The organism is Brevibacterium sp. FAM 27836 (genome assembly GCF_051351055.1).
GTDB lineage: Bacteria > Actinomycetota > Actinomycetes > Actinomycetales > Brevibacteriaceae > Brevibacterium.
On record NZ_CP195711.1, the window covers coordinates 1,090,702 to 1,115,086 of the forward strand.

22 protein-coding genes are annotated in these 24,385 nt (G+C 66.8%); 11 read left to right on the forward strand and 11 right to left on the reverse strand.

Annotation, left to right across the window (positions count from 1 at the left end; all coding sequences use genetic code 11):
* The first annotated feature begins 65 nt into the window (after positions 1-65).
* Positions 66-965 (forward strand): AraC family transcriptional regulator, encoded by a 900-nt coding sequence (locus tag ACSE4D_RS05105; protein ID WP_436326710.1) that lies wholly within the window; start codon positions 66-68, stop codon positions 963-965.
* Here the strand turns inward: ACSE4D_RS05105 and ACSE4D_RS05110 are convergent.
* Entirely contained in the window at positions 919-1,911 is a 993-nt protein-coding gene (locus ACSE4D_RS05110) for an EamA family transporter (protein ID WP_426936683.1), read from the reverse strand. The genes ACSE4D_RS05105 and ACSE4D_RS05110 overlap by 47 nt on opposite strands.
* 104 nt (positions 1,912-2,015) lie before the next feature.
* On the opposite strand from ACSE4D_RS05110, the gene ACSE4D_RS05115 reads away from it, so the two are divergent.
* Complete coding sequence (locus ACSE4D_RS05115) at positions 2,016-2,957, forward strand: LysR family transcriptional regulator (protein ID WP_426936684.1); 942 nt, start codon at positions 2,016-2,018, stop codon at positions 2,955-2,957.
* Here the strand turns inward: ACSE4D_RS05115 and ACSE4D_RS05120 are convergent.
* Positions 2,881-3,768, reverse strand: coding sequence for a hypothetical protein (locus ACSE4D_RS05120; protein ID WP_426936685.1), 888 nt, complete (start codon positions 3,766-3,768; stop codon positions 2,881-2,883). The two genes, ACSE4D_RS05115 and ACSE4D_RS05120, sit on opposite strands and share 77 nt — an antisense overlap.
* Positions 3,765-4,343: a hypothetical protein gene (locus ACSE4D_RS05125; protein ID WP_426936686.1), complete on the reverse strand. Its 579-nt coding sequence runs from the start codon at positions 4,341-4,343 to the stop codon at positions 3,765-3,767. Before ACSE4D_RS05125 ends, ACSE4D_RS05120 begins: the two co-directional genes overlap by 4 nt.
* A gap of 365 nt (positions 4,344-4,708) precedes the next feature.
* Between ACSE4D_RS05125 and ACSE4D_RS05130 the strand changes: the two genes are divergently transcribed.
* Entirely contained in the window at positions 4,709-5,776 is a 1,068-nt protein-coding gene (locus ACSE4D_RS05130; RefSeq protein WP_426936687.1) for an IS110 family transposase, read from the forward strand.
* Between the two features lie 77 nt (positions 5,777-5,853).
* Here ACSE4D_RS05130 and ACSE4D_RS05135 read toward each other — a convergent pair whose 3' ends face one another.
* Positions 5,854-6,669: a hypothetical protein gene (locus ACSE4D_RS05135; protein WP_135537452.1), complete on the reverse strand. Its 816-nt coding sequence runs from the start codon at positions 6,667-6,669 to the stop codon at positions 5,854-5,856.
* 126 nt (positions 6,670-6,795) lie between these two features.
* Between ACSE4D_RS05135 and ACSE4D_RS05140 the strand changes: the two genes are divergently transcribed.
* Entirely contained in the window at positions 6,796-7,014 is a 219-nt protein-coding gene (locus tag ACSE4D_RS05140) for a DUF3073 domain-containing protein (RefSeq protein WP_135537453.1), read from the forward strand.
* Between the two features lie 347 nt (positions 7,015-7,361).
* Here ACSE4D_RS05140 and purM read toward each other — a convergent pair whose 3' ends face one another.
* The 3 genes from purM to ACSE4D_RS05155 are packed head-to-tail and all read right to left on the reverse strand — an operon-like array spanning position 7,362 to position 10,504.
* Positions 7,362-8,474, reverse strand: coding sequence for a phosphoribosylformylglycinamidine cyclo-ligase (gene purM / locus ACSE4D_RS05145; protein ID WP_425120183.1), 1,113 nt, complete (start codon positions 8,472-8,474; stop codon positions 7,362-7,364).
* 1 nt (position 8,475) lies between these two features.
* Positions 8,476-9,957: an amidophosphoribosyltransferase gene (purF, locus tag ACSE4D_RS05150; protein WP_425120184.1), complete on the reverse strand. Its 1,482-nt coding sequence runs from the start codon at positions 9,955-9,957 to the stop codon at positions 8,476-8,478.
* A gap of 43 nt (positions 9,958-10,000) precedes the next feature.
* Positions 10,001-10,504 (reverse strand): hypothetical protein, encoded by a 504-nt coding sequence (locus ACSE4D_RS05155; protein WP_425120185.1) that lies wholly within the window; start codon positions 10,502-10,504, stop codon positions 10,001-10,003.
* A gap of 177 nt (positions 10,505-10,681) precedes the next feature.
* On the opposite strand from ACSE4D_RS05155, the gene ACSE4D_RS05160 reads away from it, so the two are divergent.
* Positions 10,682-11,659 carry a universal stress protein gene (locus tag ACSE4D_RS05160; protein WP_135537456.1) on the forward strand — a complete coding sequence of 326 codons (978 nt, stop codon included), beginning with the start codon at positions 10,682-10,684 and terminating at the stop codon, positions 11,657-11,659.
* A 69-nt stretch (positions 11,660-11,728) separates the two neighbouring features.
* Here the strand turns inward: ACSE4D_RS05160 and ACSE4D_RS05165 are convergent, their stop codons facing one another.
* From ACSE4D_RS05165 to ACSE4D_RS05180, 4 genes are all read right to left on the reverse strand, one after another.
* The gene (locus tag ACSE4D_RS05165; protein WP_135537457.1) at positions 11,729-12,625 is read right to left on the reverse strand and encodes an EamA family transporter; all 897 of its coding nucleotides are present in this window, start codon (positions 12,623-12,625) and stop codon (positions 11,729-11,731) included.
* Positions 12,626-12,686: 61 nt separating this feature from the next.
* Positions 12,687-14,165, reverse strand: a complete 1,479-nt coding sequence (locus ACSE4D_RS05170; RefSeq protein ID WP_135537458.1) for an aldehyde dehydrogenase family protein — start codon at positions 14,163-14,165, stop codon at positions 12,687-12,689.
* Positions 14,162-14,563, reverse strand: a complete 402-nt coding sequence (locus ACSE4D_RS05175; protein WP_135537459.1) for a sterol carrier family protein — start codon at positions 14,561-14,563, stop codon at positions 14,162-14,164. The genes ACSE4D_RS05170 and ACSE4D_RS05175 overlap by 4 nt, the downstream gene beginning before the upstream one ends.
* Positions 14,563-15,693, reverse strand: a complete 1,131-nt coding sequence (locus tag ACSE4D_RS05180; RefSeq protein WP_135537460.1) for an asparaginase — start codon at positions 15,691-15,693, stop codon at positions 14,563-14,565. Before ACSE4D_RS05180 ends, ACSE4D_RS05175 begins: the two co-directional genes overlap by 1 nt.
* Positions 15,694-15,726: 33 nt before the next feature.
* Here ACSE4D_RS05180 and purD point away from each other — a divergent pair, with 33 nt between their 5' ends.
* The 6 genes from purD to ACSE4D_RS05210 all read left to right on the forward strand — a co-directional run bounded on the left by purD (position 15,727) and on the right by ACSE4D_RS05210 (position 24,277).
* Positions 15,727-17,979 (forward strand): phosphoribosylamine--glycine ligase, encoded by a 2,253-nt coding sequence (purD, locus tag ACSE4D_RS05185; RefSeq protein WP_436326711.1) that lies wholly within the window; start codon positions 15,727-15,729, stop codon positions 17,977-17,979.
* Between the two features lie 451 nt (positions 17,980-18,430).
* Positions 18,431-20,104, forward strand: coding sequence for an amidohydrolase (locus tag ACSE4D_RS05190; RefSeq protein ID WP_436326712.1), 1,674 nt, complete (start codon positions 18,431-18,433; stop codon positions 20,102-20,104).
* A gap of 14 nt (positions 20,105-20,118) precedes the next feature.
* On the forward strand, positions 20,119-21,282 hold the full coding sequence (locus tag ACSE4D_RS05195; protein ID WP_135537463.1) for an ABC transporter ATP-binding protein: 1,164 nt from the start codon (positions 20,119-20,121) through the stop codon (positions 21,280-21,282).
* A gap of 1 nt (position 21,283) precedes the next feature.
* Entirely contained in the window at positions 21,284-22,447 is a 1,164-nt protein-coding gene (locus ACSE4D_RS05200; protein WP_135537464.1) for a polyamine ABC transporter substrate-binding protein, read from the forward strand.
* Positions 22,444-23,412, forward strand: coding sequence for an ABC transporter permease (locus tag ACSE4D_RS05205; protein ID WP_135537465.1), 969 nt, complete (start codon positions 22,444-22,446; stop codon positions 23,410-23,412). The genes ACSE4D_RS05200 and ACSE4D_RS05205 overlap by 4 nt, the downstream gene beginning before the upstream one ends.
* A gap of 1 nt (position 23,413) precedes the next feature.
* Entirely contained in the window at positions 23,414-24,277 is an 864-nt protein-coding gene (locus tag ACSE4D_RS05210) for an ABC transporter permease (protein ID WP_135537466.1), read from the forward strand.
* Positions 24,278-24,385 lie beyond the last annotated feature (108 nt).

The following is a 24,385-nucleotide window of genomic DNA, read 5'->3' on the forward strand; positions in this document are numbered from 1 at the left end:
GGGCACAGATTGTCGGGCGGTGGGCGCGTCGGGGACGGAAACATGGTTGAGCGAAGGGAGACACCGTGATCGCCGAACTCAACGCGCTCATCGACATCATCGAATCGCGCCTGTCCGGGCAGGCGAACCCCGCCCACCCGATGGCTGGCTGGTGCCTCGATGTCGGTGAACTGGCACGAGAGCTCGGCACCACCGAATACCACCTGCGTCGGATGTTCTCGTCGCTGGCGGGGATGCCGCTGTCCGATTACGTCCGCCGACGCCGCATGAGCGTCGCCGCCGGCGATGTCATCGGCGGTGAGGATCTGCTGAGCGTGGCCGTGCGGTACGGCTACGGTTCGACCGAGGCCTTCGGCCGAGCCTTCCGCTCGGTCCACGGGGTAGGCCCGTCCCAGGTGCGGCGAAACGGCGGTCCCCTTCGCAGTCAACCGAAGCTCAGGCTGCGCCTGACGATCGAAGGGAGTTCGTCCATGGACACTCGCATCACCGACCGACCGGCCTTCTCACTCATCGGTCACGCCATACGCGTGCCTCTCATCTACGAGGGAGAGAACCCGCATATCCGCGAACTCGTGGACTCTCTGCCGGCGGGCGAGCACACCCGTCTCAAGTCGCTGTCGGCCACCGATCCTGCCGGGCTCCTGCAGGTCACCGCCGATGTCGACCCGGACTATCGGGAAGGGACCGAACTGACGTACCTGCACGGCGTCGCGGTCTCGACCACCGCCCAGGTGCCGGACGACCTCGACGTCATCGCGGTCGACGCGGGCCCTTGGGCGGTCTTCACGGCCTCGGGCCCGTACCCGGAAGCGCTGCAGGAGACATGGGCCGCCACCGCGGCCGAATGGTTCCCAGCGAACCCCTGGAGGCTGCGACCCGGCCCGTCGATCGTGTCGATCATCGACCGGGCCGAGGACTTCAGCACTGCGACGACGGAGCTGTGGCTGCCCGTCGAGCGCGAGTGACAGTCGCTGCGGCCGGCGTCCCCGCGGGGACGTCGGCCGGCCCGTCCGCGGGGCGGTCGGCGGCCAGCAGCCTGGCCCCCTTCGCCGCCGTCAATCCCGCGCCCAGGACCCCGATGATGACGAGGGCGGCTCCGCACAGCTCGCCCGGAGAGACAGTCTCGCCGAGGAAGACGAACGCCGCGCTCATCCCGACGACGGGCACGAGCATGGAGAACGGCGCCACGACCCCGGCCGGGTTGCGCGACATCAGCCAGGACCAGATGCCCGAGCCGAGGATCGTCGCGATCACCACCGTGTAGAGCAGCCCGGCCACTGCCAGCAGACCCGAGGGGCTCGTCAGTCCGAGGAACGACGTTCCCACCCGGTCGGGGCCTTCGACGAGGAGTGAGAGCACGAGCATCGGCACCGGGGGCACGACCGACATCCACATCGTCAGCTTGATCGGCTCCACGCTGTGGGACTGTCGGTTGCAGATATTGCCGATCGCCCAGCCGAGGGCACCGGCCAGGGTCAGGAGGAACGGCAGGATCGCATTCGAATCGAAGCGCTGCCACCCGACGACCGCCAGACCGGCCATCGCCACGAGCAGGAAGACCATCTGCGAACCACGGACCCGTTCGCGCAGGAACGCCATTCCCAACAGCACCGTGAATGGCCCCGAGGCCTGGAGAACCAGGGAGGCGAGACCAGCGGGCATCCCGATGGCCATCGCCCAGTAGAGGAACAGGAACTGCAGCAGGCCGAAGCCGAGCCCGTAGCCGATGATCCACCTGATGCGCACCCGCGGCAGCGGCACGAAGAGCACGGCCGGGATCGCCAGCATCGCGAACCGCAGCGCGACGAGGAGGAACGGTGGGAACTGTTCGAGGGAGAGGTCGATGGCGAGGAAGTTCAATCCCCACATCGCAGCCACCGAGGCGGCCAGCAGACAGTGTTTGAAAGACATGCTCCCATTGTCGATTCCGGAATCGTTGAACACCATCGATAGCTTCTTACACAACCATGAAGCCTCACTTCACAGTGGATGTGCACCCCTCGTATCCTGGGCGGATGGATCCCCGTCATCTCGAGCTGCTCCGCCAGCTCGACGAACGCGGCAGCGTCACGGCCGTCGCGCAGGCCACGTTCCGCACTCCGTCCGCGGTGTCCCAGCAGCTCAAGGCCGCGACCCGGGAGTTCGGCCGGGCCCTCGTCGAACCTGCGGGCCGAGGTGTGCGGCTGACCGCCGCGGGACGGCTGACCGCCGCGGGACGGCTGCTCGCCGCCGGCGGTCGGCAGGTGGCCTCGGCGATCGCCGAGGTGCAGGCGGATTGGGAGGACTACCTCGGCGAGGCCACCGGCGAGGTCCGCATCGCGGGTCTGCCCAGCGCCCTGACCTACCTCATCCCGACGGCGCTGACGACGCTGCGGGCCACGAGTCCGCAGATCATCGTGCACACCCTCGACATGGACCTGGCCGAACACGAGTTCGCCGGTCTGCTCGCCGATGTCGATCTCGTCATCGCCCACAGCCTGATCTCGGCCCGGCCGGTCGGCACAGACGGACTCATGGTCGAACCGCTGGCCACGGAACCGATCGACGTGGCCGTCGCGAAAGACCATCCGCTGGCCGGGCGGACTCGGCTGCGACCGAACGATCTCGTCGATGCGCAGTGGATCGGTGTGCCTCACGGCTACCCCTTCGACACGATCCTCGGTTCGATCGAACACGTCACCGAGACACCGCTGACGATCACTCAGCGCATCCGCGACAACCGCCTCGTCGAGGCCATCGTCGCCGCCGGCGACCACATCGCACTGCTGCCCCGGTTCACCACCGCGACCGAGGGTCTGGAGCTGATCCCGCTGACCGGAGTCGCCACCACCCGCTGGGTCGTGGCGGTGATGCGGCCGGACACCGCCGGGCGCATGGCCGTCACCCGCGTGCTCGAGGCGCTGCGAAGCGCTTCGGCACAAGCTTCTCCAGAGGCAGGAACGCCGCCCAGCAGATGACCGTCGGCAGGAAGTGGATGCCCAGCGCCAGGTAGGTCATGAGGTGGAAGAGGCAGAAGAAGGCCACGACCCCGTAGAGCCACTTGCCCTTGAGGAACAGCGCGATCGGCGAGAGGAATTCGAAGACCAGCGTCGCCCATTGGGCGGCGATGAGCAGTCCCGGCATCTCGAGGAAGGGTTTCGACCATTCGGCACCGCGGCGCATGAGCGCCCAGATGATCACGGCGCCGTTGCCCCAGTGGGCGATGTTGCCCGAGGCGATCCACTTCATCAGCACCAAGTAGAAGTAGGTGAGCACGACCGAGATCTGGACGACCCTGAGCGCCCAACCCGCCCGCGCCGAGGTGGTCGCGACATCTCGGAAGCGTGCGGGCCCGATCGTCGGCAGAACGAAGGCGGCAATGACCAGCGCCATGTGATCGTGGGCGACGTAGCCGTAGCCCTGGGTGTAGAACATCCACGCGCCGAAGCTGATTGCCACCGCCCAACCGCTGATTCTCTGGACGATCCCGGCCGCGGCCAGCAGGGAGAAGACGATGATAGCGGCCAGCAGGAGCTGCGCACCGAGGACGCCGACGGCGGGAATGTGGAGGACGCGTGCCAGCCACAGTGGTTGGTAGAACTCGGGCGTCCACCCGTGGGCGATGACGTCACCGGAGATGGTGAGCACATCGATGATGATGAAGACGTAGACGAACACGCGGAACACGGCCGCTCGGGCGAGGGGGACCTCGGGCATGAACCAGCGCAGGAACGGGTTGCGCGGTCCCGCCTCGGCGGGGGTGGTCGCCAATGTCGGGGTGCGACTCATCGGACCTCCCAGGTCGCCAGCGTCGTCTCTTCGGGTTCGCCGACGCTCAGGCCGTTCTTCAGCTGCGTGGTGGTCCGGCAGAGGATCATCGTCTCCGGCTTCGGCTCAAGCGGGTGCAGCCGCACGTACGAATCGGCCATCGACTGCATGAGTTCGGGGTGGGCGATGACCCGGTCGAGCTGGGATTCGACGTCACCGCGTTCGATGCCGACGGTCGCCGCGTTGAAGCCGAGGCGGCGCGGTTCGTCCTCGCCGGGGAACTGGGCTTCGATGCACGTGGAGTTCACGGTGCCGTTAAGGTCTTTGGCGGTGGCGTACTGGGTGAGCGATCCGAGTGGGAAGAAGTCATTCGTGTTGAGGATCTGTCCGCACGTGAGGACGACGAGGGCCGCAGCCGGGACGATGACGCGCCAGCCGATGCCGAGCTTCGACAGCGGTTTCACCCGGGTGGGCGGCTTGGGGCTGCCCGCGCCCGAGCTCTCGGAGAGCGTCCGACCGCCCACGGACCGGCCCGCCGTCGACCTCTCGGCGGCAGGGTCCTGTCTCGTCAGGAGGCGACGCTTCTTCTCGTCCATACGCTGCGGGCTCGTCCTCTCGGGTGCGGATCGTTCGCAGACAATCCTATCCGCCCAGAACTACTGTGAGTATTGATAGTGGCTGGTCTGGGACTGGCTGGCAGAGTAGGAACTGACCGTCCCATCGATCATCATGACCCGCAGAACTACTGACTCGAACGATGTCCTCGTCGGGATCTGTCTGATGATCGGTGGGCGGTCGGCACCGGCTCGGCCCACATCGATAACTTGATCAGAAGGTTGTCCGTTCCTGACCGAACGTGACTCATCACAGTAGTGTTTCGACGTGACTATCTCCCGGACCGGAGCCGACCGTTCGACGGTCGGACCTCATCCGTTCTGACACAGGAGAATCACGAACCGTCATGACTATCATCTCGCATTTATACGCGTTTGTCGTTGGCGTCGACACCCACGCGAAGAACCACGTCTACAGTGTCCTCACCAACACTGGTGAGCACGTCGACACTGCTGCATTCCCGACCACGAAAGCTGGCCTGAAACGGGCGCTGCTGTGGGCCGGTCGCCGTACCGGCGGGGACCTCGACACCCTGTGGGTGATCGAGGGTATCGGCACTTACGGGGCGATCCTTGCCGACCATGTTGCCGACAACGGGTACACAGTCGCCGAGGCCGCCAGCATGAATGCTCGTGACCGGCATGCCACGGGCAAGGATGACCGGATCGATGCCCGACGGATCGCTGGCACGGTCCTGTCGATGGATGAGTCGCGGCTGCGGTTCCCCCGGCAGGCTGATGGGCCGCGTCAGGGACTGCAGATCCTGGTCAAGGCGCGGGAGTCCATGACCCGGGAGAAGACCCGGACTGTCAATGCGCTCACCGCGCTGTTGCATACTCATGACCTCGGTATGGATGCGCGTCGGAAACTGTCGGTCGTCAAGATCCACGCGGTTGCGAAGTGGCGGATCAGGAACGAGTCTGTGGCACTTACCGAGGCTCGTCGGGAAGCGATTCGGTTAGCCAAACGCGTCGTCGAAGTCGATGCCGATATCAAGGACTACGCCACCCGGATCGAAGCTTTGGTCAAGGACAGCCCGGCTGCGGTGTTGCTGGCTGAGCCGGGGATTGGTCCGATCACCGCGGCTGTGTTCTACCTGGCGTGGTCGCATCCTGGGCGGGTGCGTTCAGAGGCTGCGTTTGCGAAGCTGGCGGGGGTCAGCCCGATACCGGCGTCGTCGGGGAATGTGGTGAGGTTCCGGCTTAATCGCAGTGGTGATCGTCGGTTGAATTCTGCGTTGTACATGGTGGCCATCACGCGGCTTTCTCACCAGAAGAGGTCCCAGGCATACATGGCTAAACGGCTTGGCGAGGGGAAGACGAAGAAGGAGACCATCCGGTGCATGAAGCGTCACTTGGCCCGTTCTGTGTATCGCATTCTCGAGGCCACGAACTCGATCGGCCAAGCCGCTTGACAGACATAGAAGGATCCCGACGGCGGCCCAGCAACTTGGCGCGACGTTGCTGGGCCGCCGTCAGGTAGTAAGGGAGGTCAGGAGCTGCGGGCGTAGAGGTTGAGCTGCTCCCAGCTGGCCGCGTACTTCTGGAAGGCGGTGACAGCGGACTCGTGATCGTCGTTGCTCAGCGCGGTGACCCAGGAGTCGACGAGTTCGGGGGCCTCGGTCGGCCACAGCACATCGGACATTCCGCCGAGATCGAGCTCGAGGATCGAGTTCATGTCGAAGGTGTCGACCCACTCGGCCAGGGCCGAGGTCTGTTCGACCATGTCGACGACCTTCGAATTGTCCGCAATCGTCTCCGCGGCCCATTCCATGCGCGCCGAGGCGGCCAGGATGTCCGTGCGGATGTACACACGCAGTCCTGCTTCGGTTTCATCGGCGATGATCTGGTCTTCGCTCAGGGAGAAGAACAGCCACCAGGCCGGGGGCACATCCCACGCCGAGACGCGGGTGAAGATGCGGGTGTCCTTCGCGTCCTGCAGCCATTCGGCACGGCGACTGGCCGCCCGCCGCCGCACCGACTTCGGGGCGATGATATCCAGGGTCGCCTTCGAGGTGTGTTCGGCCAGCGATTCGAGGGCCTCCCACCCGCGGATGTCCTCCTGCGCGGGGCAGAAGCGATCGACTCCGTCCGATGACTGAGACGCCGGGAGGAAGACGGGAGTGCGGCGGAAAGAATCGGCCACGGGGCTCGGCGGCAGGGAGATCAGGCGCTTGTCGGCGTCTCGGGAGATCTGTTCTTCGACCCGCTGCCGATTGCTTTCTACCTGCCTGTCTTGCAATTCGGAATGCACGACAAGAGGTTCGAAGATCCGCAGGGTGACGACATAATCGCGACGGTAGGCCATGGACTCAGCCTATCCAAGGTCGGTTCGCAAAATGGAACTTCCCAGTACGAACAGGTAGGATTTAAGCGCATAGCAGAGATCTAGTCCGGGGCCAGAGCCCCAATGACGACGGAGGGGGTCACGCCAGTGGGTCGCGGCCGCGCAAAGGCAAAGCAGATCAAGGTAGCTCGGAAGCTGAAGTACTACAGCCCGGATACCGACCTTAATAGACTCCAGCAGGAGCTGGGCGCCGACTCGCGCAAGTCTGGGTCGTCCGATCCGTACGACGACGAACCCGACTACTCCGCTTACGCCGATAAGTACAACGTCGACGATGATGACGAGTACGAAGACGATGACGACTGAGTGCGGATGACTCCAGTCGCGAGCGGCTGAAACGACTTCGTTGAGGGCGGGGACTTCGGTTCCCGCCCTCTGTCGTACGCGCACGCACTTCCGCGCTGGGGCAGTCCCTCGCCGAGGAGGCGGCCCGCCCCGTCATCGCCCGCCGAATCCGGCAGACGCCCGTCGAGGCATCCTTCACCGTTGCCCTCATCGCCTACAGTTCCGGCCACCACCCACCGTTGGCCTCACACCGGCGTGGAGGAACACGCGGGTGTGAGGCCACCGGTGAGGGATGCTCCGTACAGGCGGCCGGCGGCGCCGCACCAGTCGGCCGCGACAGTCGGCGGACCACCGACGGCTGCGTCGACCTACTGCAGGATCGCGGCGCCGCCGTCGACGCCCTTCGCACCCTGGACGTAGTCGGGCTCGGAGGCCAGTGCGCCGTCATCGGCGGTGACATCACCGAGCACCCAGGCACCGGGACTTGCGGCCAGCACACCATCGACCGCGGACGGGTCGACGACGAGGACCATGCCGACGCCGAGGTTCCACGTGCGTTCGCGATCGGCCTGCGGCACTCCGCCCAGGTCCCCGAGCACGGAGAACACGGCTGGGAACTCCCACGAGGCACGCGACATCTTCGCCACCAGTCCCTGCGGGAGCACACGGGCGACATTGGCAGACAGTCCCCCGCCGGTGACGTGGGAGACCGAGTGCACGGCACCGGGCAGAGCGTCGAAGAGGGCGGCGAGTTCACCAGTGTAGACATGGGTGGGAACGAGCAGTTCCTCACCGAGGCTGCGGCCGAATTCCTCGACCTGTCGGTCCAGTCCCCAGCCCGCCTCGGCGATGATGTGGCGCACGAGGGAGTAGCCGTTGGAGTGGATGCCCGAGGACGGCAGTCCGATGAGGACATCCCCGTCACGGACCTTCTCGGGCCCCAGCAGGTCGGCGGCTTCGACGACGCCGGTGGCGGCACCGGCGACATCGTATTCGTCGACGCCGAGCAGACCCGGGTGTTCGGCGGTCTCGCCGCCGACGAGGGCGACTCCGGCCGAAGCGCAGGCATCGGCGATTCCGCGGACGATGTCGGCGATGCGTTCGGCCACGACCTTGCCGCAGGCGATGTAGTCGGTCATGAACAGCGGCCGTGCCCCGCAGACGATGATGTCGTCGACAACCATGCCCACGAGGTCATAGCCGATGGTGTCGTGCTTATCGAGGGCCTGTGCGATGGCGACCTTCGTTCCGACTCCGTCGGTCGACGAGGCCATGAGCGGACGGTCGAAGTCTTTGAGCACGGAGACGTCGAAGAGGCCGGCGAATCCGCCCATTCCGCCCACGACATTGGCATTGTGGGTCGCCGAGACGGCGGCTTTCATGAGTTCGACGGCGCGGTCTCCGGCCTCGACGTCGACGCCGGCGGCGGCATAGGTGGTGGACTTCGGCGCGGTGGCCTGCGGGTTCGCGTCGGAACTCAACTCAGCATCCTTTGTCGGCAGTGGTGTTGTTGACGGGAATCGGGTATTCGCCCGAGAAGCACGCGGTGCACAGCTGGCTGCGCTCCTGCTGGGTGGCGGCGATCATGCCGTCCAAGGAGATGTAGCCCAGTGAGTCCGCGCCGAGGTTCTCGCAGATCTCATTCGTCGTCAGCCCGTTGGCGATGAGCTCGGCCCGGGTGGCGAAGTCGATGCCGTAGAAGCACGGCCACTTCACCGGCGGGGAGGAGATGCGGACGTGGATCTCCTTCGCACCGGCCTCCCGCAGCATCCGCACCAGCGCCCGCTGGGTGTTGCCGCGCACGATCGAATCGTCGACGACGACGAGGCGTCTGCCTTCGATGTTCTCCCGCAGCGGGTTGAGCTTGAGCCGGATGCCCAGCTGCCGCAGGGTCTGCGAGGGCTGGATGAAGGTGCGTCCGACATAGGCGTTCTTCATCAGCCCCTGACCGAACGGAATGCCCGAGGCTTCGGCATAGCCGACGGCCGCGGGCGTGCCCGATTCGGGGGTGGCGATGACGAGGTCGGCATCGACCGGGTACTCCTCGGCCAGCTGCCGGCCCATCTGGGTCCGAGCGGCGTGGACGTTCTTGCCGGCCAGGAGGCTGTCCGGACGGGCGAGGTAGACGTATTCGAAGACGCAGCGTGCCTGATCGGGTTCGGCGAAGCGGTGGGAGCGCAGCCCGTCCTCGTCGATGGCGATGAGTTCACCGGGTTCGACGTCGCGGACGAACTTCGCCCCGACGATGTCGAGTGCCGCGGTCTCCGAGGCCACGACCCACCCGTTCTCCAGCCGGCCCAACGACAGGGGCCTGACCCCGTGCCGGTCGCGGGCGGCGTAGAGGGTGTGCTCGTCCATGTAGACCAGCGAGAACGCTCCTTCGACGTGCGGCAGCAGACTCAGCGCCGCCTCGGTGAGGTTCTCTCCCTGCTCGGTCGCAAAGAGTTCGGTGACCAGGGAGGTGTCGTTCGAGGAGTCGCGGAAGGGACGAGTGCGCGAGGTCTTCTTCGTCGCCTCTTCGACGACCTTCGTCGCGTGGTCGCGACGGGAATCGGCCATGGCTTCGAGGGTGTCGAAGTTCGTCAGATTGCCGTTGTGGGCCAGCGCCACGGTGCCGAACGGGGTCGGTCCCAGCGTGGGCTGAGCATTCTCGAATGAGGGCGCTCCGGTCGTCGAGTACCGGGTGTGCCCGACGGCGATGTGTCCCTGCAGGAGTTCGAGATCGCGTTCGTGGAACACCTGCGAGACCAGACCCATATCGCGGTAGATGAGGATCTGCTTGCCGTTGCTGGCAGCGATGCCGGCGGACTCCTGTCCGCGGTGCTGCAGGGCGTAGAGCCCGAAGTAGGTGAGTTTGGCGGTTTCCTCGCCGGGGGCCCAGACTCCGAACACACCGCATTCGTCCTGCGGTCCGCGGTCCTGGGGGTCGATTTCGTGTGTCAGCTGCCCGTCTCGTCTTGCCACGAGTGAAATTGTCTCACACCCGCGACCGAGCTCCGCCTCCGACTCAGACTGTGGAATCGGGGGCGGGTCCGCGCCCGGCTCCCCCGTTGTCGGTCGTGTCCTCGACCTCGAGTGCGCCATCCGCATTCGCCGAGGCGGCTCCGCCCTCGACCGCGACCGTGCCGTCCGCATCCGCTGCGGCTTCGACCGCCGGTGCGGCTGCGGCATCCGGATCCTCACCGCGGGCTTCGGCGATGCGACGGCGAGCGATCTCCTTCGGGTCATCGACCATGTCGATCTGCGCGTCGACCCGGAACTCCTTCGCCCGCTTCCTGCCGGCCCAGTCGAGGATGAGAGCGATGAGCCCGCCGATGAACAGCCCGCCCACGCCGAGGACGAGCAGCAGGAGTCCCACCCCCTTGGCCACGGTGTAGCCCATCGGCATGTCCGCCGGGTCGACGAACATCGCGAGGACTCCCGCGACGATGACGCCGAGCACCGCACCGATGCCCATGAACACCGAATACTTGGGGCTGCGGCGGACGGCGACGTCGATCTGGTCCTTCATGATCTCCTTGGGCGAGGGGGCCGCTCACGGCCGATGGTTCACCGGAGAGGGCCCCGGCACAACAGGTCGCGAACATTCTAGTCGAGTCACCCTGAGCCTCCTCCCAGGCAGTCTCATGCCGGTTCCCATAAACTGAACACATCCAGTTGGACGGTCACAGCAGACAGGGGTTCAGACATGGCACACACGATCATCGTCGGCATCGACGGTTCCGATAACGCGGACTGCGCACTGCAGTGGGCAATCGCTCACGCGCAGAAGACCTCCGCCGAGATCCGACTCGTCTCCGCCTACGCCGTCCCCGGCGTCAACATGAGCCAGGCCGATATCGTCTATCCCGCCGACTTCGATGCGGCCGTGAAGAAGACCGTTGAGACCATCGCCGAGGCGGCCGCCTCCACGGTCACCGAATCCGGAGTCCCCGTGTCGACGACGATCGTTCCCGGCGACGCCTCAGGGGTCATGGTCGAGCATTCGAAGAACGCCGACCTCGCCGTCGTCGGCGCCCGCGGTCGCGGCGGGTTCGCCGGGCGCCTGCTCGGGTCCGTGGCACTGGCGATGCCCGCGCATTCGCACTGCCCCACCGTCGTCGTCCCGAGCACTTGGCCGACTCGGGTCATGCCGTCGACTCCCCTGCCGGTCGACGATCCCGTCCGGGTGAAGAATCATCGAACCGCCGCGGAGGACATCCGTGCGCGGCCGGACTTCTCCGGTGAGATCGTCGCCGCCGTCGACCCCTTCGAAACCGACACTCCGGTGCTGCGGGCGGCCGCTTCGCAGGCGGCGGTCTACCAGCTTCCGCTGCGGCTCGTCGGCGTCACCGCCACGCACATCCTCTCGCCCGAATGGATGCCGAGCGAGAAGCACCTGATCAGGATGTACGACGAGGCGGCGAAGGCCTACGAAGCCGCCGCCGAGTCCCTGCGGGGAGACTTCCCCGACCTCGAGGTCCGCTATTCGATCTTCGACGCCCCCGCCACCGAGGTGCTCGTGTCCGCCACGTACACCGCCGAACTCGTGGTCATCGGTTCCCGTGGTCGCGGCGGATTCGTCTCGACCGTCCTCGGCTCGACCTCGCAGGGAGTGCTCTCGCACGCCGTGTGCCCGGTTCGGGTTGTGCGGGTGACGAGACGACAGCCCGCCCGCCGCCGCTGAACGGCACTGTGCCGGACGCTCCGGCGCTCCGCCGTCCGCCCACCTGCCGGGCAGGTGGGTGCCGGGTCGTCAGCCGAGGGCGATGAGCCCGATGCCGGAGACGACGATGAGCGCTCCGAGGAGCTTGAGGACGACGTTCTTCTCGCCGAAGAACCACCAGGCCAGCAGCGTGCCGACGATGATCGAGGTCTCTCGCACGGGAGCCACGAGCGCCACAGGGGCCTGCTGCATCGCGTAGAGGACGAGCACATACGCCAGCGGTGAGAGGATCGCGACGGTCACCAGGGCACGCTTGTGCTCACGGAGGATGCTGCGGAAGTCGGCACGTCGGCTCGCACCTCCCGGCAGGCCGACGATGCCGGCGGTCATGAGGAGCCCGACGCAGGCTTCGGAGACGGCGAAGTAGAGCAGCGGGGAGTCGCTGATGTGATTGACCGCGAAGTCATCCCACAGCGTGTAGGACGCGATGAACACCCCGATCAGCCCGCCCCAGGCGAGCCCGCGGCGCCGCCCGGATCCGCTCGTGGGGGCCTTGCCTCCGCCGCGGGGACGGATGGTCACCACAGCGATGCCGGCGATGACGGTGAAGGCTCCGAGCGCCTCGGCGAGGGTGGGACGTTCGCCGAGGAAGGCCACGGCGATGATGATCGTCACCACCGGCCCGGTGCCCCTGGCCGTCGGGTAGACGACGCCCAAGGGCGCGTGATCGTAGCCGGACTGCAGGGCCACCGAATAGGCAATGTGGAACACCGCGCTCAGCCCGGCAGCGCCCACCAGCGTCCAGTTCAGCGGCTGACTCCCGGAGGCGATGATGATGATCGCGATCGGGACGAGGAGGATCGCCGAGAGCCCATGGTAGGCGAGCACGAAAGCGTAGCCCTTGCCGGTGACGGACTTCGCCGCGAGGTTCCACAGGGCGTGGGCGACCGAGGCGAGGAGGACGAGGCCGAGCACGGGGAAGGTCATCGACGCACCCCGTTCCCGCCCCGGTCGGCCGGCGGTCTCCGGTCAGCGGGCACCCACACCGTCACAGCTTGATGGCGACGGTCTTCGTCTGCGTGTATTCGTCAAGGGCTTCGATGGACTTCTCGCGCCCGTACCCGGACTTCTTGAACCCGCCGAAGGGAAGCTCCACTCCCCCGCCGGCTCCGTAGGTGTTGACGAAGATCTGTCCGGCGTCGACCTCGGCGGCCACACGGTGGGCGCGGGAGATGTTCTGCGTCCACAGTGCGGTGACGAGGCCGTAGTCGGTGCCGTTGGCCAACTGCACGGCTTCGTCCTCGTCGGAGAACGGCATCGTCACGACGACGGGGCCGAAGACCTCTTCTTGAGCGATCCGCGACTGCGGGTCGACGGAATCGATGAGGGTCGGGGTGATGAACGCCCCCTCGGCGAGGTCATCGGCCAGGCCCTCGGGACGAACACCGCCGGTGACGATCTCACCCGACCCCGCAGACCCGGCACCTGCCGTCCCGGATCCGGTACCCACCTCGGCGAGGAATCCGAGGACCCGCTCGTGCTGGTCGGCCGAGATCAGGGGCCCGAGCATCGGGTCGTCGAGGCCGTAGCCGATGGTCACCGACGACATGGCCGCAGTCATCTTCTCCACCACCTCGGCGTGGACGTCGCGGTGGACGAGCAGTCGGGAGCCGGCCGAGCAGGTCTGCCCGGCGTTCTGGATGATCGAGCGCAGCAGGGACGGGACGGCCGCGTCGATGTCGGCGTCGGGGAAGACGATGTTCGCGGATTTCCCGCCGAGTTCGAGCACAGTCGGCACGACCCGATCTGCCGCGGCGTGGGCGATCGCCGATCCGGTCTGCGTCGACCCGACGAATCCGAGGTGCGCCACGTCCGGGTGCGAGCTCAGGGCCGCCCCGGCCTCGGCGCCGAGGCCGGTGACGACGTTGAAGGCTCCGGCCGGGAAGCCGACGGAGTGGATGAGTTCGGCCAGCCGGACCGTCGACCGCGGTGTCTCATCGGCGGGTTTGGCCACGGCGGCATTGCCTGTGGCCAACGAGGTTGCGGCTGCTCGGCCGATGAGCTGCAGCGGGTAGTTCCAGGCGACGATGTGCCCGGTGACGCCGAAGGGTTCGCGCCTGGTGTAGACGTGCATGTCATCGGCCATGGGGATCTGGCGCCCGTAGTAGGACTCGATCGTGTGGCCGTAGAACTCGAAGTAGCGGGCGCAGACGTCGACGTCGGCGTAGGCCTGGGTGAGCGGTTTGCCGGTGTCTTCGGACTCGAGGCGCGCGAGTTCGTCGCGGTGGTCCCCGATCACGGCCGCGGTCGCCACGAGCAGCCGGGACCGCTGCCCCGGACTCGACTTCTTCCATTCCTTCTGCGCCTTCGCCGCCGCTCGGACGGCCCGGTCGACTTCGTCGGCACCGGCGCGGGAGACATCGCCCAGGTGCCCGCCGGTGGCCGGATCGCTGTTCGGATACGTGATCAGCGAGGGCACGTGCCGTCCGCCGATGAAGGAGGTCGTCTGGGTGATCTGCGCGCTCATCGTCGATCCTCGAGATCTGCCGGAGTGAAGAGGGGAAGGTGATCGCCGAGATCCGCTCGTGTGCCGGAGGCGTCGATGCCGCCGGCGGCGAGCGCGGACGCGAAGTCCGTGCGACCGGTCACAAGGTCCAGCCACACCTCGGCGGAGGTTTCGACGACGTTCGGCGGGGTCCCGCGAGTGTGACGGGGCCCGGCGATGCATTGGGTGACCCCGAACGGCGGAACCCGGACTTCGACGCTGTTGCCTTCGGCGCGGGCGGCGAGCTCCTCGAGCGCGAATCGCACGGCGGTCGCCAGGGTCGTCCTGTCCACCGTGCCGGCGTCGAGCGTCGTCTGCTTCGACCACATCTCCAGTGCGCTGCGTCCCTGATCCGGGTCGATCCTTCTGCGAATCGCCATCAGTCCCTCTTCCTCTCACCGATCTCGGCAACATCTTCCCCGAGCTCCAGCCGTCCGACAACGCTCGTCCGCCCCTCGGAATCCGTTCCGCCCGTGACCGGGTCCGTGATCGCGGCGACCGTCGCGGCGAACTCCTCTTCGCTGACCGAGGCGGCGCCGTCGTCCCCGTCGAATGCGCCGGCCCGCTGCAGCAGGGTGAGAGCGACGAGGCCGGTGGCGCGGGAGGACCCGTCGAGGCACTTCACCGCCACCGAGTGCCCGGACTTCGCGGCCATGACGATCACGCCTTCGGCTCCGCCCTTGGCGAAGACTCCAAGACGCTCGATGACCGTGGTATTCGGTCGTCCGTGGCCTTCGATGGCCCACGGGTCGGCGAAGACCGCGCCCATGAGGGTGCGCGCTTCGCGTTCGTAGGCGGTCCAGCCCTCCGCCCTCGCCGAGGCGACGCCTTCGTCGGCACCTGCATGGCCGGTGCGCACCGCTCGGCCGATGGCCCGAGCCAGGCCGGTGAGGCTGAGCGCGAATACGGGTGCCCCGCAGCCGTCGACGCCGACGGCGGCCGGCGTCTCCGAAGCGAAGGCTTCGACGACCTCGGCAACTCTCTGCTGCACCGGATGGTCGGGGTGCAGGTAGGTGGCCGTATCGGCACCGATGGCGCGGGCCGCGGCGAGGAACGCCGTGTGCTTGCCCGAGCAGTTGAAGTACAGCGGCGAGCGGGGATCGGTGTCCGCAGCCCCGGCAGCCCGAGCGTCGTCCTGGAGCTGACGCCGAAAGGCACCGTCTGCGGGATGGGCGAAAGGGCACTGCAGGTCGGCGACGCTCAGCCCGGCAGTCGTGAGCATGTTCGACACCACCTCGACATGCCCGGCTTCGGACTTGTGCGAGGCCGTGGCCAGGGCCGCCGCGGGCCCGGGCAGTTCGGCCCCGAGGCTCATCGCCGCGATCGCCTGCAGCGGTTTGAGGCTCGAGCGGGTGAACACGGGGATCTCGGGGGCGCCGACCCCGAGCACCGGCGATCCGTGCGGGTCGAGGACCACGGCGGAGCCGATGTGCCGGGATTCGATGAAATCGGAACGGATGACGACGGCGAGCTCGGCCGCCTCGGTGGGGGTGAAAGTCGAACTGGTCACGCACTCCAGCCTACGACCCTTTAGGCTGGTGGCGTGAAGGTTCTTGTCATCGGTTCGGGCGCCCGTGAACACGCCCTCGTCCTCGCTCTCTCGCGCGACCCCCAGGTCGACGCCGTCATCGCTGCGCCCGGCAATCCCGGGATCGCGCAGATCGCCCACACCGAGGCGGTCGATGCCTCGGATTCCGCGGCCGTGACCGCCCTGGCCGAGTCCCTCGACGTCGATCTCGTCGTCATCGGCCCCGAGGCTCCGCTGGTCGCCGGTGTCGCCGATGCTCTGCGCGAAGCCTCGTTCCCGGTCTTCGGCCCCAGTGCCGAAGCCGCCGTGCTCGAAGGCTCGAAGGCGTTCGCGAAGGAGATCATGGAGTCCGCGAACGTGCCGACGGCGCGCACCGTGGTCGCGTATTCGACCGCTGAGGCCTCTGCGGCGCTGCGCGAGTTCGGCGCCCCGCACGTGGTCAAGGCCGATGGGCTGGCCGCCGGCAAGGGCGTCGTCGTCACCGACGACTTCGATGCGGCGATCGCTCACGCCTCGTCGTGTCTCGAGGTCTCCGACCGGGTCGTCATCGAGGACTTCCTCGACGGTCCCGAGGTCTCCCTCTTCGTCCTCTGCGACGGTCAGCGCACCGTTCCGCTGGCACCGGCGCAGGACTTCAAACGCATCGGCAACGGCGACACCGGCCCGAACACCGGCGGTATGGGCGCCTATTCGCCGCTGCCGTGGCTGCCGGCCGGCACCGTCGAGGAGATCATCGACACCGTCGCCCAGCCCGTCGTCGACGAGATGGCCCGCCGCGGCACCCCGTTCACCGGCCTCCTCTACTGCGGACTGGCGATGACGTCGAAGGGTCTGCGCGTCGTCGAGTTCAACGTCCGCTTCGGCGACCCGGAGACCCAGTCCGTACTCGCCCGCCTGCGCAGCCCCTTGGGCCAGACCCTGCTCGCCGCCGCAGAGGGCCGCCTCGACGAGGTCGGTGATCTCGAATGGGATCCGCGCGCCTCGGTGACCGTGGTCATGGCCGCGGAGAACTACCCGGGCGCCCCGAGCACCGGTGACATCATCCGCGGGCTCGGCACCGCGGAAACGCTCGAGGACATCAGCGTGCAGCACGCGGGCACGAAGATTGCGACCGGCTCCAGCGGCGGTTTCGCTCCCGAAGACGCTGTGATCACGAAGGACATCGCCGAGGCCGGTGACATCGTCACCGCCGGCGGACGCGTGCTCTCCGTCGTCTCGCTCGGGTCCGATCTCGACGATGCGCGGGCGCGGGCGTACTCAGCGATCGAGGAGATCAAATGGCCCGGTGAGCAGCACCGCACCGATATCGCCGAGGCGGCCGCCGCCGGCCGCATCTCCCTCGCCGACATCTACCCCGCTCCCGAGCAGTCCGCCCCCTCCTCGGCCCCGCAGCTGCCGGGTTGGACGCACGTGTATTCGGGCAAGGTCCGTGACCTCTACATTCCTGCAGACGCCGCCGATGCGGCCACCGCCGAATCGCTGCTCATGGTCGCCTCGGACCGGATCTCCGCCTATGACTGGGTGCTCGATTCGGAGATCCCGGACAAGGGCAAGGTGCTCACGGGCCTGAGCCTGTGGTGGTTCGATCAGCTGGCCGAGATCATCGGCAACCATGTCATCAGCTCCGATGTGCCTGAGCCCGTGCGAGGTCGCGGCCTCATCGTGAAGAACCTGTCGATGTTCCCCGTCGAATGCGTCGCCCGCGGCTATCTCACCGGTTCGGGCATGGCCGACTATCGGGCCACCGGATCCGTGTGCGGCATCCGCCTGCCGGCCGGGCTCGTCGAGGCCGATCGCCTCGAACCCCCGATCTTCACTCCGGCGACGAAGGCCGAGCTGGGCGATCATGATGAGAACGTCAGCTTCGATGCCGTCGCGAAGACCGTCGGTGAGGACACCGCCGAGCGGCTGCGGGAGCTGGCCGTGGAGATCTATCAGCGCGCCGAGGCGATCGCTCGCGAACGCGGGATCATCCTCGCCGACACGAAGTTCGAGTTCGGCACACTGCCCGATGGCACGCTCGTCCTCGGCGATGAGGTGCTCACTCCGGACTCCTCGCGCTTCTGGGACGCCGAGGGCTACGAGGCCGGGCAGACGCAGTCGAGCTTCGACAAGCAGTTCGTCCGCGACTGGCTGACCCACGAGTCCGGATGGGACAAGTCCTCGGACACTCCACCCCCGGCGCTGCCCGCCGAAGTGGTCGAGAAGACCCGCGCCCGCTACATCGAAGCCTTCGAGAAGCTCACCGGGCAGACCTTCCCCGGCTGATCTCGCAGCGCACACCGCCTGTGGTCACAGTGCCGAAGGGGACCGGACGAATTCGTTCGGTCCTCTTCGGGACTGTGACCACTCGTGCATTCATCCCCGCGCCCGCCCGGCGACAAGCGCGCTCAGCGACCGTCCCGCGCGGCACCACGCGCTTTTCGAAAAACGCACGCGTTCACACTGATTCAGCGGTCATCAGCATATCGAAGAAAGAAACAATCAGCTTGAACTGTCTCACGCAACGGAATCAGTGGATTCCGGCATGAACTTCCGCTATCGTTTCTCATCAGTGACTCAGACCACACGCTGGGCTCGGTCACCGACAGTGAAACGAACAGGTAACGGCTGGACGCGGGCTCTTGCGGCCCTCGTGCCGCCGGACCGAAAATGACACTCGGCGGGCGCGGACTCCGCGGCCCCGCCGAAGCTTCGACAATGCAGTCGGGAGGCAGCAGTGGACCTCGACATCCTCGATGTCACGATCTTCGACGGGCGCACGATCCGGCCCGAGAATCGCGTGAGCATCCGCGACGGCATCATCACCGAGATCGCCACGGGACCGGCACAGGTGCCGGCGGACCGGACCATCACCGCCACCGGCGGGCTCCTCACCCCCGGTTTCGTCGACGCTCACGTACACACGACCTTCGGCGGGCAGGAGTCGCTGTCCTGCGATCTCAGCAGCGCCGACGGCCTCGCCGAAACCCTCGACCTCATCCGCGGCTACATCGCCGCGACACACGCCGACTCCGACTCTGCACACGACTGGGTCATCGGCGGCGGATGGTCGATGGCCGACTTCCCCGGAGGAGCTCCGACCGCGGACATCCTCGACGCAGTCTGCCCGGATCGGCCCGCCCTCCTGCTCAGTGCCGACCACCACTCGGCGTGGGTGAACACAGCGGCGTTGACCGTGGCCGGGATCGACGCCGCGACCGAGTCACCGGCCGGCGGCATCATCGTCGCCGATGACTACGGCACTCCGACCGGGTGTCTTCACGAATCGGCGATCGACCTCGTCTCCGCCCACGTTCCCGAGGCCACCGATGCCGAGGTCCACGCAGGCCTGCTCGCCGGGCAGAACTACCTCAATTCCCTCGGCGTCACCGCGTGGATGGATGCCATCGTCGGTGACTACGGCGGGCACCGCGACCCCTATGACACCTATGTCCGCGCCGCCTCCTCCGAGGAACTGCACTCCGAGGTCGTCGGCAGCCTGTGGTGGCCGCGCGAGGTCACGGACATCGACGCCGAGGTGGCCGAACTCACCGCCCGAGCCCGCAGCGAGGGCCGCTTCCGCGCCACCTCGGTGAAGTTCATGCTCGACGGCATCGTCGAATCCCGCACCGCGGCGATGAACACGGAATACACGTGCACCTGCGGCGGGTTCGGCACGAGCTACTTCACCCGCGAGCACCTCGAAGCCTCATTCGCCGCCCTCGACGCGGCCGGTTTCGACATCCACTGCCACGCGATCGGCGATGCCGCGGTCAGAGCGGCCCTCGACGCCTTCGCGGCGATCGCCTCGCCCCGCGCCGAGGCCCGCCACCACATCGCCCATGTCCAGGTCGTCGATCCCGTCGACGTCCCGCGCTTCGCGCAGCTGGGGATCACCGCGAACCTGCAGGCGCTGTGGGCCTGCTATGACGAGCAGATGATCGACCTCAACATCCCGATCCTCGGCGAGGAACGTACCGGATGGCTCTACCCCTTCGGCTCCTTCGCCTCGGCCGGCACCCACTTGGCGATGGGCTCGGACTGGCCGGTGTCGACCGCGAATCCGTGGGAGGCCATCCACGTCGCCGTCAACCGGTCCCACCCCACCGCCGCGGACACCTCGCCCCTGCTGCCCGAGGAGGCCCTCGACGTGGAGACGGCGCTGCGGGCCTACACCTCCGGGTCGGCCCACCTGCTGCGCTCACGGACCAATGGCGTCATCCGCCTCGGCGAGCGGGCGAACCTCGCCCTGGCGAGCGCGAACCCCTTCGATCTCCCGGCCGACGAAATCGCGCACATCACGAACGATCTGACCATCAGCAACGGCCGCCTCATCCACGACGCCCTGTCATCGCAGACCGCGCCGCAGACATCGCAGCCGCCCGCAACGACCAGCTCCGCTTCCGCCTGAGACGAAAGGCCATCATGACCAGCACAGCCACCGCCGAAACAACGCCCGACACCGGACTCGACCACCTCGAGATCCAGGGCGTGAAGAAGGTCTTCGGCGAGAACACCGCCATCGCCCGCCTCGACCTGAGCGTCCGCCGGGGAGAGTTCCTCTCACTGCTCGGCCCCTCCGGCTGCGGCAAGACCACCCTGCTGCGGATGATCGCCGGCTTCGAGCATCCCACCAACGGCCACATCTACCTCGACGGCAAGGACATCGTCGGGCTGCCGCCGCACCGGCGCCCCGTCAACACGGTGTTCCAGTCGTATCTGCTGTTCCCGCACATGAACATCGCCGACAACATCGCCTACGGGCTCAAGCAGGCGAAGGTGCCCAAGCCCGAGATCGCTCAGCGTGTCCGCGACGTCCTCGCCCTCGTGCAGATGGAGGACTTCGCCGGGCGCAAACCCGAGCAGCTCTCCGGCGGACAGCAGCAGCGCATCGCCTTGGCCCGTGCCCTGGTCAACCGGCCCCAGGTCCTCCTCCTCGACGAACCGATGTCCGCCTTGGACCGGAAGCTGCGCGAGGAGATGCAGCTCGAACTCAAACGTCTGCACACGAAGCTCGACACGACCTTCGTCTTCGTCACCCACGACCAGGACGAGGCGCTGGCGATGAGCGACCGCATCGTCGTCATGTACGACGGTGTGATCCAGCAGATCGGTTCCGGTGAGGACATCTACGCGAATCCCCACAACGGCTTCGTCGCCGGCTTCATCGGCAAACAGAACTTCATCCCCGCCGAGGTGACCTCCACCGACGGAGGCACCGCGCAGATGGTCTCGGCCAACAGCACGGTCATGGAGACCCCGTCGCTGGACCTGCGCCCCGCTTCGGCGGCGGGGGAAGCCGGCACGCTCAGCGTCGGAGACAGGGTGCGGGCGGCCATCCGCCCCGAGCGGATGCGCGTGGCCCCGGCCGGAGAGGAGACCGGCCGACCGAACACCGCTCGCGGGAAGGTGATTTCGACGTCCTTCCTCGGCGATGTCATCCAGTACATGATCGTCGTCGGCGACAACGATGAGCTCCTCGCCCGTGTCCCCGCCGCCGGCAACGAACTCCTCGCCGCCGACGCCGAAGTCGACCTGAGCTGGGACGCCGATGCGGTCGCCGTCTACGGTTTCGAAGGCGGTGCCTGAGATGACGCGAACGATTCCCGATGTGACCTTCCTGGCTCCCCGGGCCGCCTCGGCGAGGCTGACTCGGCGAGCGCTGCTGGCCGGATTCGGAGTCGTCGGCCTGGGTGCGCTCAGTGCCTGCGGGAAGACGACGAAGATGGCGGCGTCACCGCCGACCGACGGCAAGCTCGAACCGAAGCTCAACCTCTACTCGTGGGGTGACTACGACAATCCGGAACTCCTCGAAGCCTTCAAATCGCAGAACGACATCCTCGTCCAGGTCGATTCCTACGGGTCGAACGAGGAGCTCGTGGCGAAGCTGTCGACCTCACGCGGCACCTCCGGCTATGACGTGGTCGTGCCGACAGGGGCGAACATCCCGCAGATGCTCAATCACAATCTCCTCCAGGAACTCGACCTCAGTCTGATCCCGAACTTCGAGCACATGGACCCGAACTTCACGCATCAGTACTTCGACCCCGACAACAAGTACTCGATCTGCAAGGCCTGGGGCACCACGGGGTTCGTCTACAACACGAAGAAGATCGACCGGGAGCTCACGAGCTGGCAGGACTTCCTCGACACTGCACAGAAGGAAGCCGCCGGCACGACCGCGCTGCTCGAGGATCCCTGGGAGGTCGCGGCGATCGCCTTGGCAGCTTCGGGCCACAGCCTCAACACCGAAGACGAGGGCGAACTCGACAAGGCTCGCGATATCATCGTCGACCAGCTGGCCCCGAACGTGAAGGCCTATGTCGGCAGCGCCGCCACCAGCATGATCCAAGGCAGCTTCACCCTCCTGCACTCCTACAACGGCGATGCCCGGCAGGGACTGACCGAGATCAAGGATCCGGAGAACTGGAAGTTCGTATTCCCGACCCCCTCGGCGAATCTGTGGATGGACTGCTGGGCGATCGCCACCGGCGCCCCGCACCCGGATTCGGCACACGCCTTCATCAACCACATGCTGTCCCCGGACACCGCGGTCGAGCAGCTCGACTACATCGGCTACCCGATCGGCACGAAGGGGCTTGAGGAACAGGCGAAGAAGGCCGACCTCGACGAACCGGACCTCATCTTCCCCCCGCAGAAGGTCCTCGACCGTCTCGAACCCAGCAAGCAGACCCCGGCCGATCAGATCCGGACGAAGATTCTCACCGATGCCCAGGCCAGGAGTGGAGCATGAGCACGACCGCGCGACCGAAACAGCAGCCGCCCGCAGAGACACGGGAGACCGCGCCCACGAAGCAACCGCTCGCCTCACGGCTCTTCGGAGCCTCGGCGCTGTCGTTTCCCACCTGGGCCTATGTCGTCTTCTTCTTCATCATTCCCCTGGCCCTGGTGATCTTCTACAGCTTCGGATACAAACCCGATGAGTTCACCGCCATCGCCACCGACAAATTGTCCTTCGACCGCTACCCGGAGGCGATGTCGGCCAGCTTCGTATCGACGTTCTTCGCGACTCTGCGGATCTCGATCCTCGGCACGATCCTGTGTCTGCTCATCGCCCTGCCCTTCTCCTATTGGCTGGCGGTGAAGGTCTCGCCGGCCCGCAGGTCCCTGGCACTGGCTCTGGTGATGGTGCCATTCTGGACGAACTTCCTGGTCCGGACCCTCGGGTGGCAGATCATGCTCTCTCCCGACGGCTTCCTCTCGAACTGGATGCAGAGCATCGGGATGCTCGACGGGCCCCTCGACATCCTCTACACGCGCACAGCGGTGCAGATCGGTGTCGTCTACAACTATCTGCCGCTGATGATCCTGCCCCTCTTCGTGGCCATCGATGCCTCGGGCAAGAGGCTGCGGGAGGCCAGCTACGACCTCGGCGCGGGAAAGGTGAAGACCTTCATGCGCGTGACCCTGCCGATGGCGATGCCCGGCGTCGTCTCCGGCTGCCTGCTCGTGTTCATCCCCCTCAACGGTGACTATGTGACGGCCACCGTGCTCGGCGGAGCGAGCGGGTCGATGGTCGGCCAGCTCATCGCCAACCAGTTCAACACCGCCCAGAACTGGGCGGTCGGCGCGGCCATGGCGATGATCCTCATCATCTCCACCCTGGTCGTCGTCGGTGTCGGATTCGCGCTGCTCAAGCTCGGACAGACGATCACGGCCAGACTCAACAGTGTGCCGCTGCAGGATGGGAGGGCCTGAGATGCCGAAGAAGAACACATTCGCCCGCCGGACCCCGACCGATATCGGTCTGCACATCTGGGGCATCCTCGTCTTCGTCTACCTGTTCGTGCCGATCGCGGTGATCATCGCCTACTCGTTCAACAACGGCAAGGTGCTCGCGAACTTCCGCGGCTTCGGGCTGCACGCCTACATCAGCGGAATCAACAACGACATCATCATCTCCTCGATCGTCACGAGTCTTCAGGCGGCTGTGGGCACGGCGATCGTCTCGACGATCTTCGGCACCCTGGGCGGGGTGGCACTGGCACGGGCGCCGAGGGGCGCCTGGTGGGCGCTCGGCCTGACCGCCGTGCTCGGGCTGACACTGGTCACACCCGAGATCGTCGACGGCATCTCATTCCTGCCGTGGTTCGTCACCGTCGGCGTCGACTGGGGAATCACCCCGCTCAACAACGGCCTGGTCAGACTCATCATCTCCCATGCGATGTTCTCCATGGCGATCGTGACCTTCATCGTCCGGGCCCGGCTGGCCGGAATCGACACCCAGCTCGAGGATGCCGCCGCGGATCTCGGCGCCACCCCGTGGAACCGGTTCAAGGACATCACCCTGCCGATCGCGGCTCCCGGCATTCTCGCCGGGGCACTGATGTCGTTCACCGTCAGCCTCGACAACACGATCCTCTCCAGCTTCGTCCAGCAGCCCGGTTACACGCCCTGGCCGGTCTACATCTTCTCGGCCGTCCGCGTGGCCCTGCGCCCCGAGGTCGCGGCGATGTCGACGGTGATGTTCGTCCTCACCCTGGCCGCCCTGGGCTTCGTCGGCTTCGTGCTGCGCAAGGCCGGAGGCAATGCCACCGAGATCATCAAGACCATGGCCGCCTGAGACATGAGAGACCCGGACCCCGCCGAGGCGGCACCTCCGCTCGCCGAGGCGGGGTCCAGGCGCACGGCACCGCCGAACGCCTCAAGAATGCCGCAAGGCAGAAAGTGA

Excerpts from the sequence above, each read along its gene's own strand:
- ACSE4D_RS05110 (WP_426936683.1), bottom strand. The coding sequence starts at position 1,911 with ATGTCTTTCAAACACTGTCTGCTGGCCGCCTCGGTGGCTGCGATGTGG.
- ACSE4D_RS05125 (WP_426936686.1), bottom strand. The coding sequence starts at position 4,343 with ATGGACGAGAAGAAGCGTCGCCTCCTGACGAGACAGGACCCTGCCGCC.
- ACSE4D_RS05200 (WP_135537464.1), top strand. The coding sequence starts at position 21,284 with ATGACGCGAACGATTCCCGATGTGACCTTCCTGGCTCCCCGGGCCGCC.
- ACSE4D_RS05175 (WP_135537459.1), bottom strand. The coding sequence starts at position 14,563 with ATGGCGATTCGCAGAAGGATCGACCCGGATCAGGGACGCAGCGCACTG.
- ACSE4D_RS05165 (WP_135537457.1), bottom strand. The coding sequence starts at position 12,625 with ATGACCTTCCCCGTGCTCGGCCTCGTCCTCCTCGCCTCGGTCGCCCAC.
- ACSE4D_RS05120 (WP_426936685.1), bottom strand. The coding sequence starts at position 3,768 with ATGAGTCGCACCCCGACATTGGCGACCACCCCCGCCGAGGCGGGACCG.
- ACSE4D_RS05195 (WP_135537463.1), top strand. The coding sequence starts at position 20,119 with ATGACCAGCACAGCCACCGCCGAAACAACGCCCGACACCGGACTCGAC.
- ACSE4D_RS05155 (WP_425120185.1), bottom strand. The coding sequence starts at position 10,504 with ATGAAGGACCAGATCGACGTCGCCGTCCGCCGCAGCCCCAAGTATTCG.
- ACSE4D_RS05170 (WP_135537458.1), bottom strand. The coding sequence starts at position 14,165 with ATGAGCGCGCAGATCACCCAGACGACCTCCTTCATCGGCGGACGGCAC.
- ACSE4D_RS05205 (WP_135537465.1), top strand. The coding sequence starts at position 22,444 with ATGAGCACGACCGCGCGACCGAAACAGCAGCCGCCCGCAGAGACACGG.
- ACSE4D_RS05130 (WP_426936687.1), top strand. The coding sequence starts at position 4,709 with ATGACTATCATCTCGCATTTATACGCGTTTGTCGTTGGCGTCGACACC.
- ACSE4D_RS05210 (WP_135537466.1), top strand. The coding sequence starts at position 23,414 with ATGCCGAAGAAGAACACATTCGCCCGCCGGACCCCGACCGATATCGGT.
- ACSE4D_RS05135 (WP_135537452.1), bottom strand. The coding sequence starts at position 6,669 with ATGGCCTACCGTCGCGATTATGTCGTCACCCTGCGGATCTTCGAACCT.
- ACSE4D_RS05160 (WP_135537456.1), top strand. The coding sequence starts at position 10,682 with ATGGCACACACGATCATCGTCGGCATCGACGGTTCCGATAACGCGGAC.
- ACSE4D_RS05115 (WP_426936684.1), top strand. The coding sequence starts at position 2,016 with ATGGATCCCCGTCATCTCGAGCTGCTCCGCCAGCTCGACGAACGCGGC.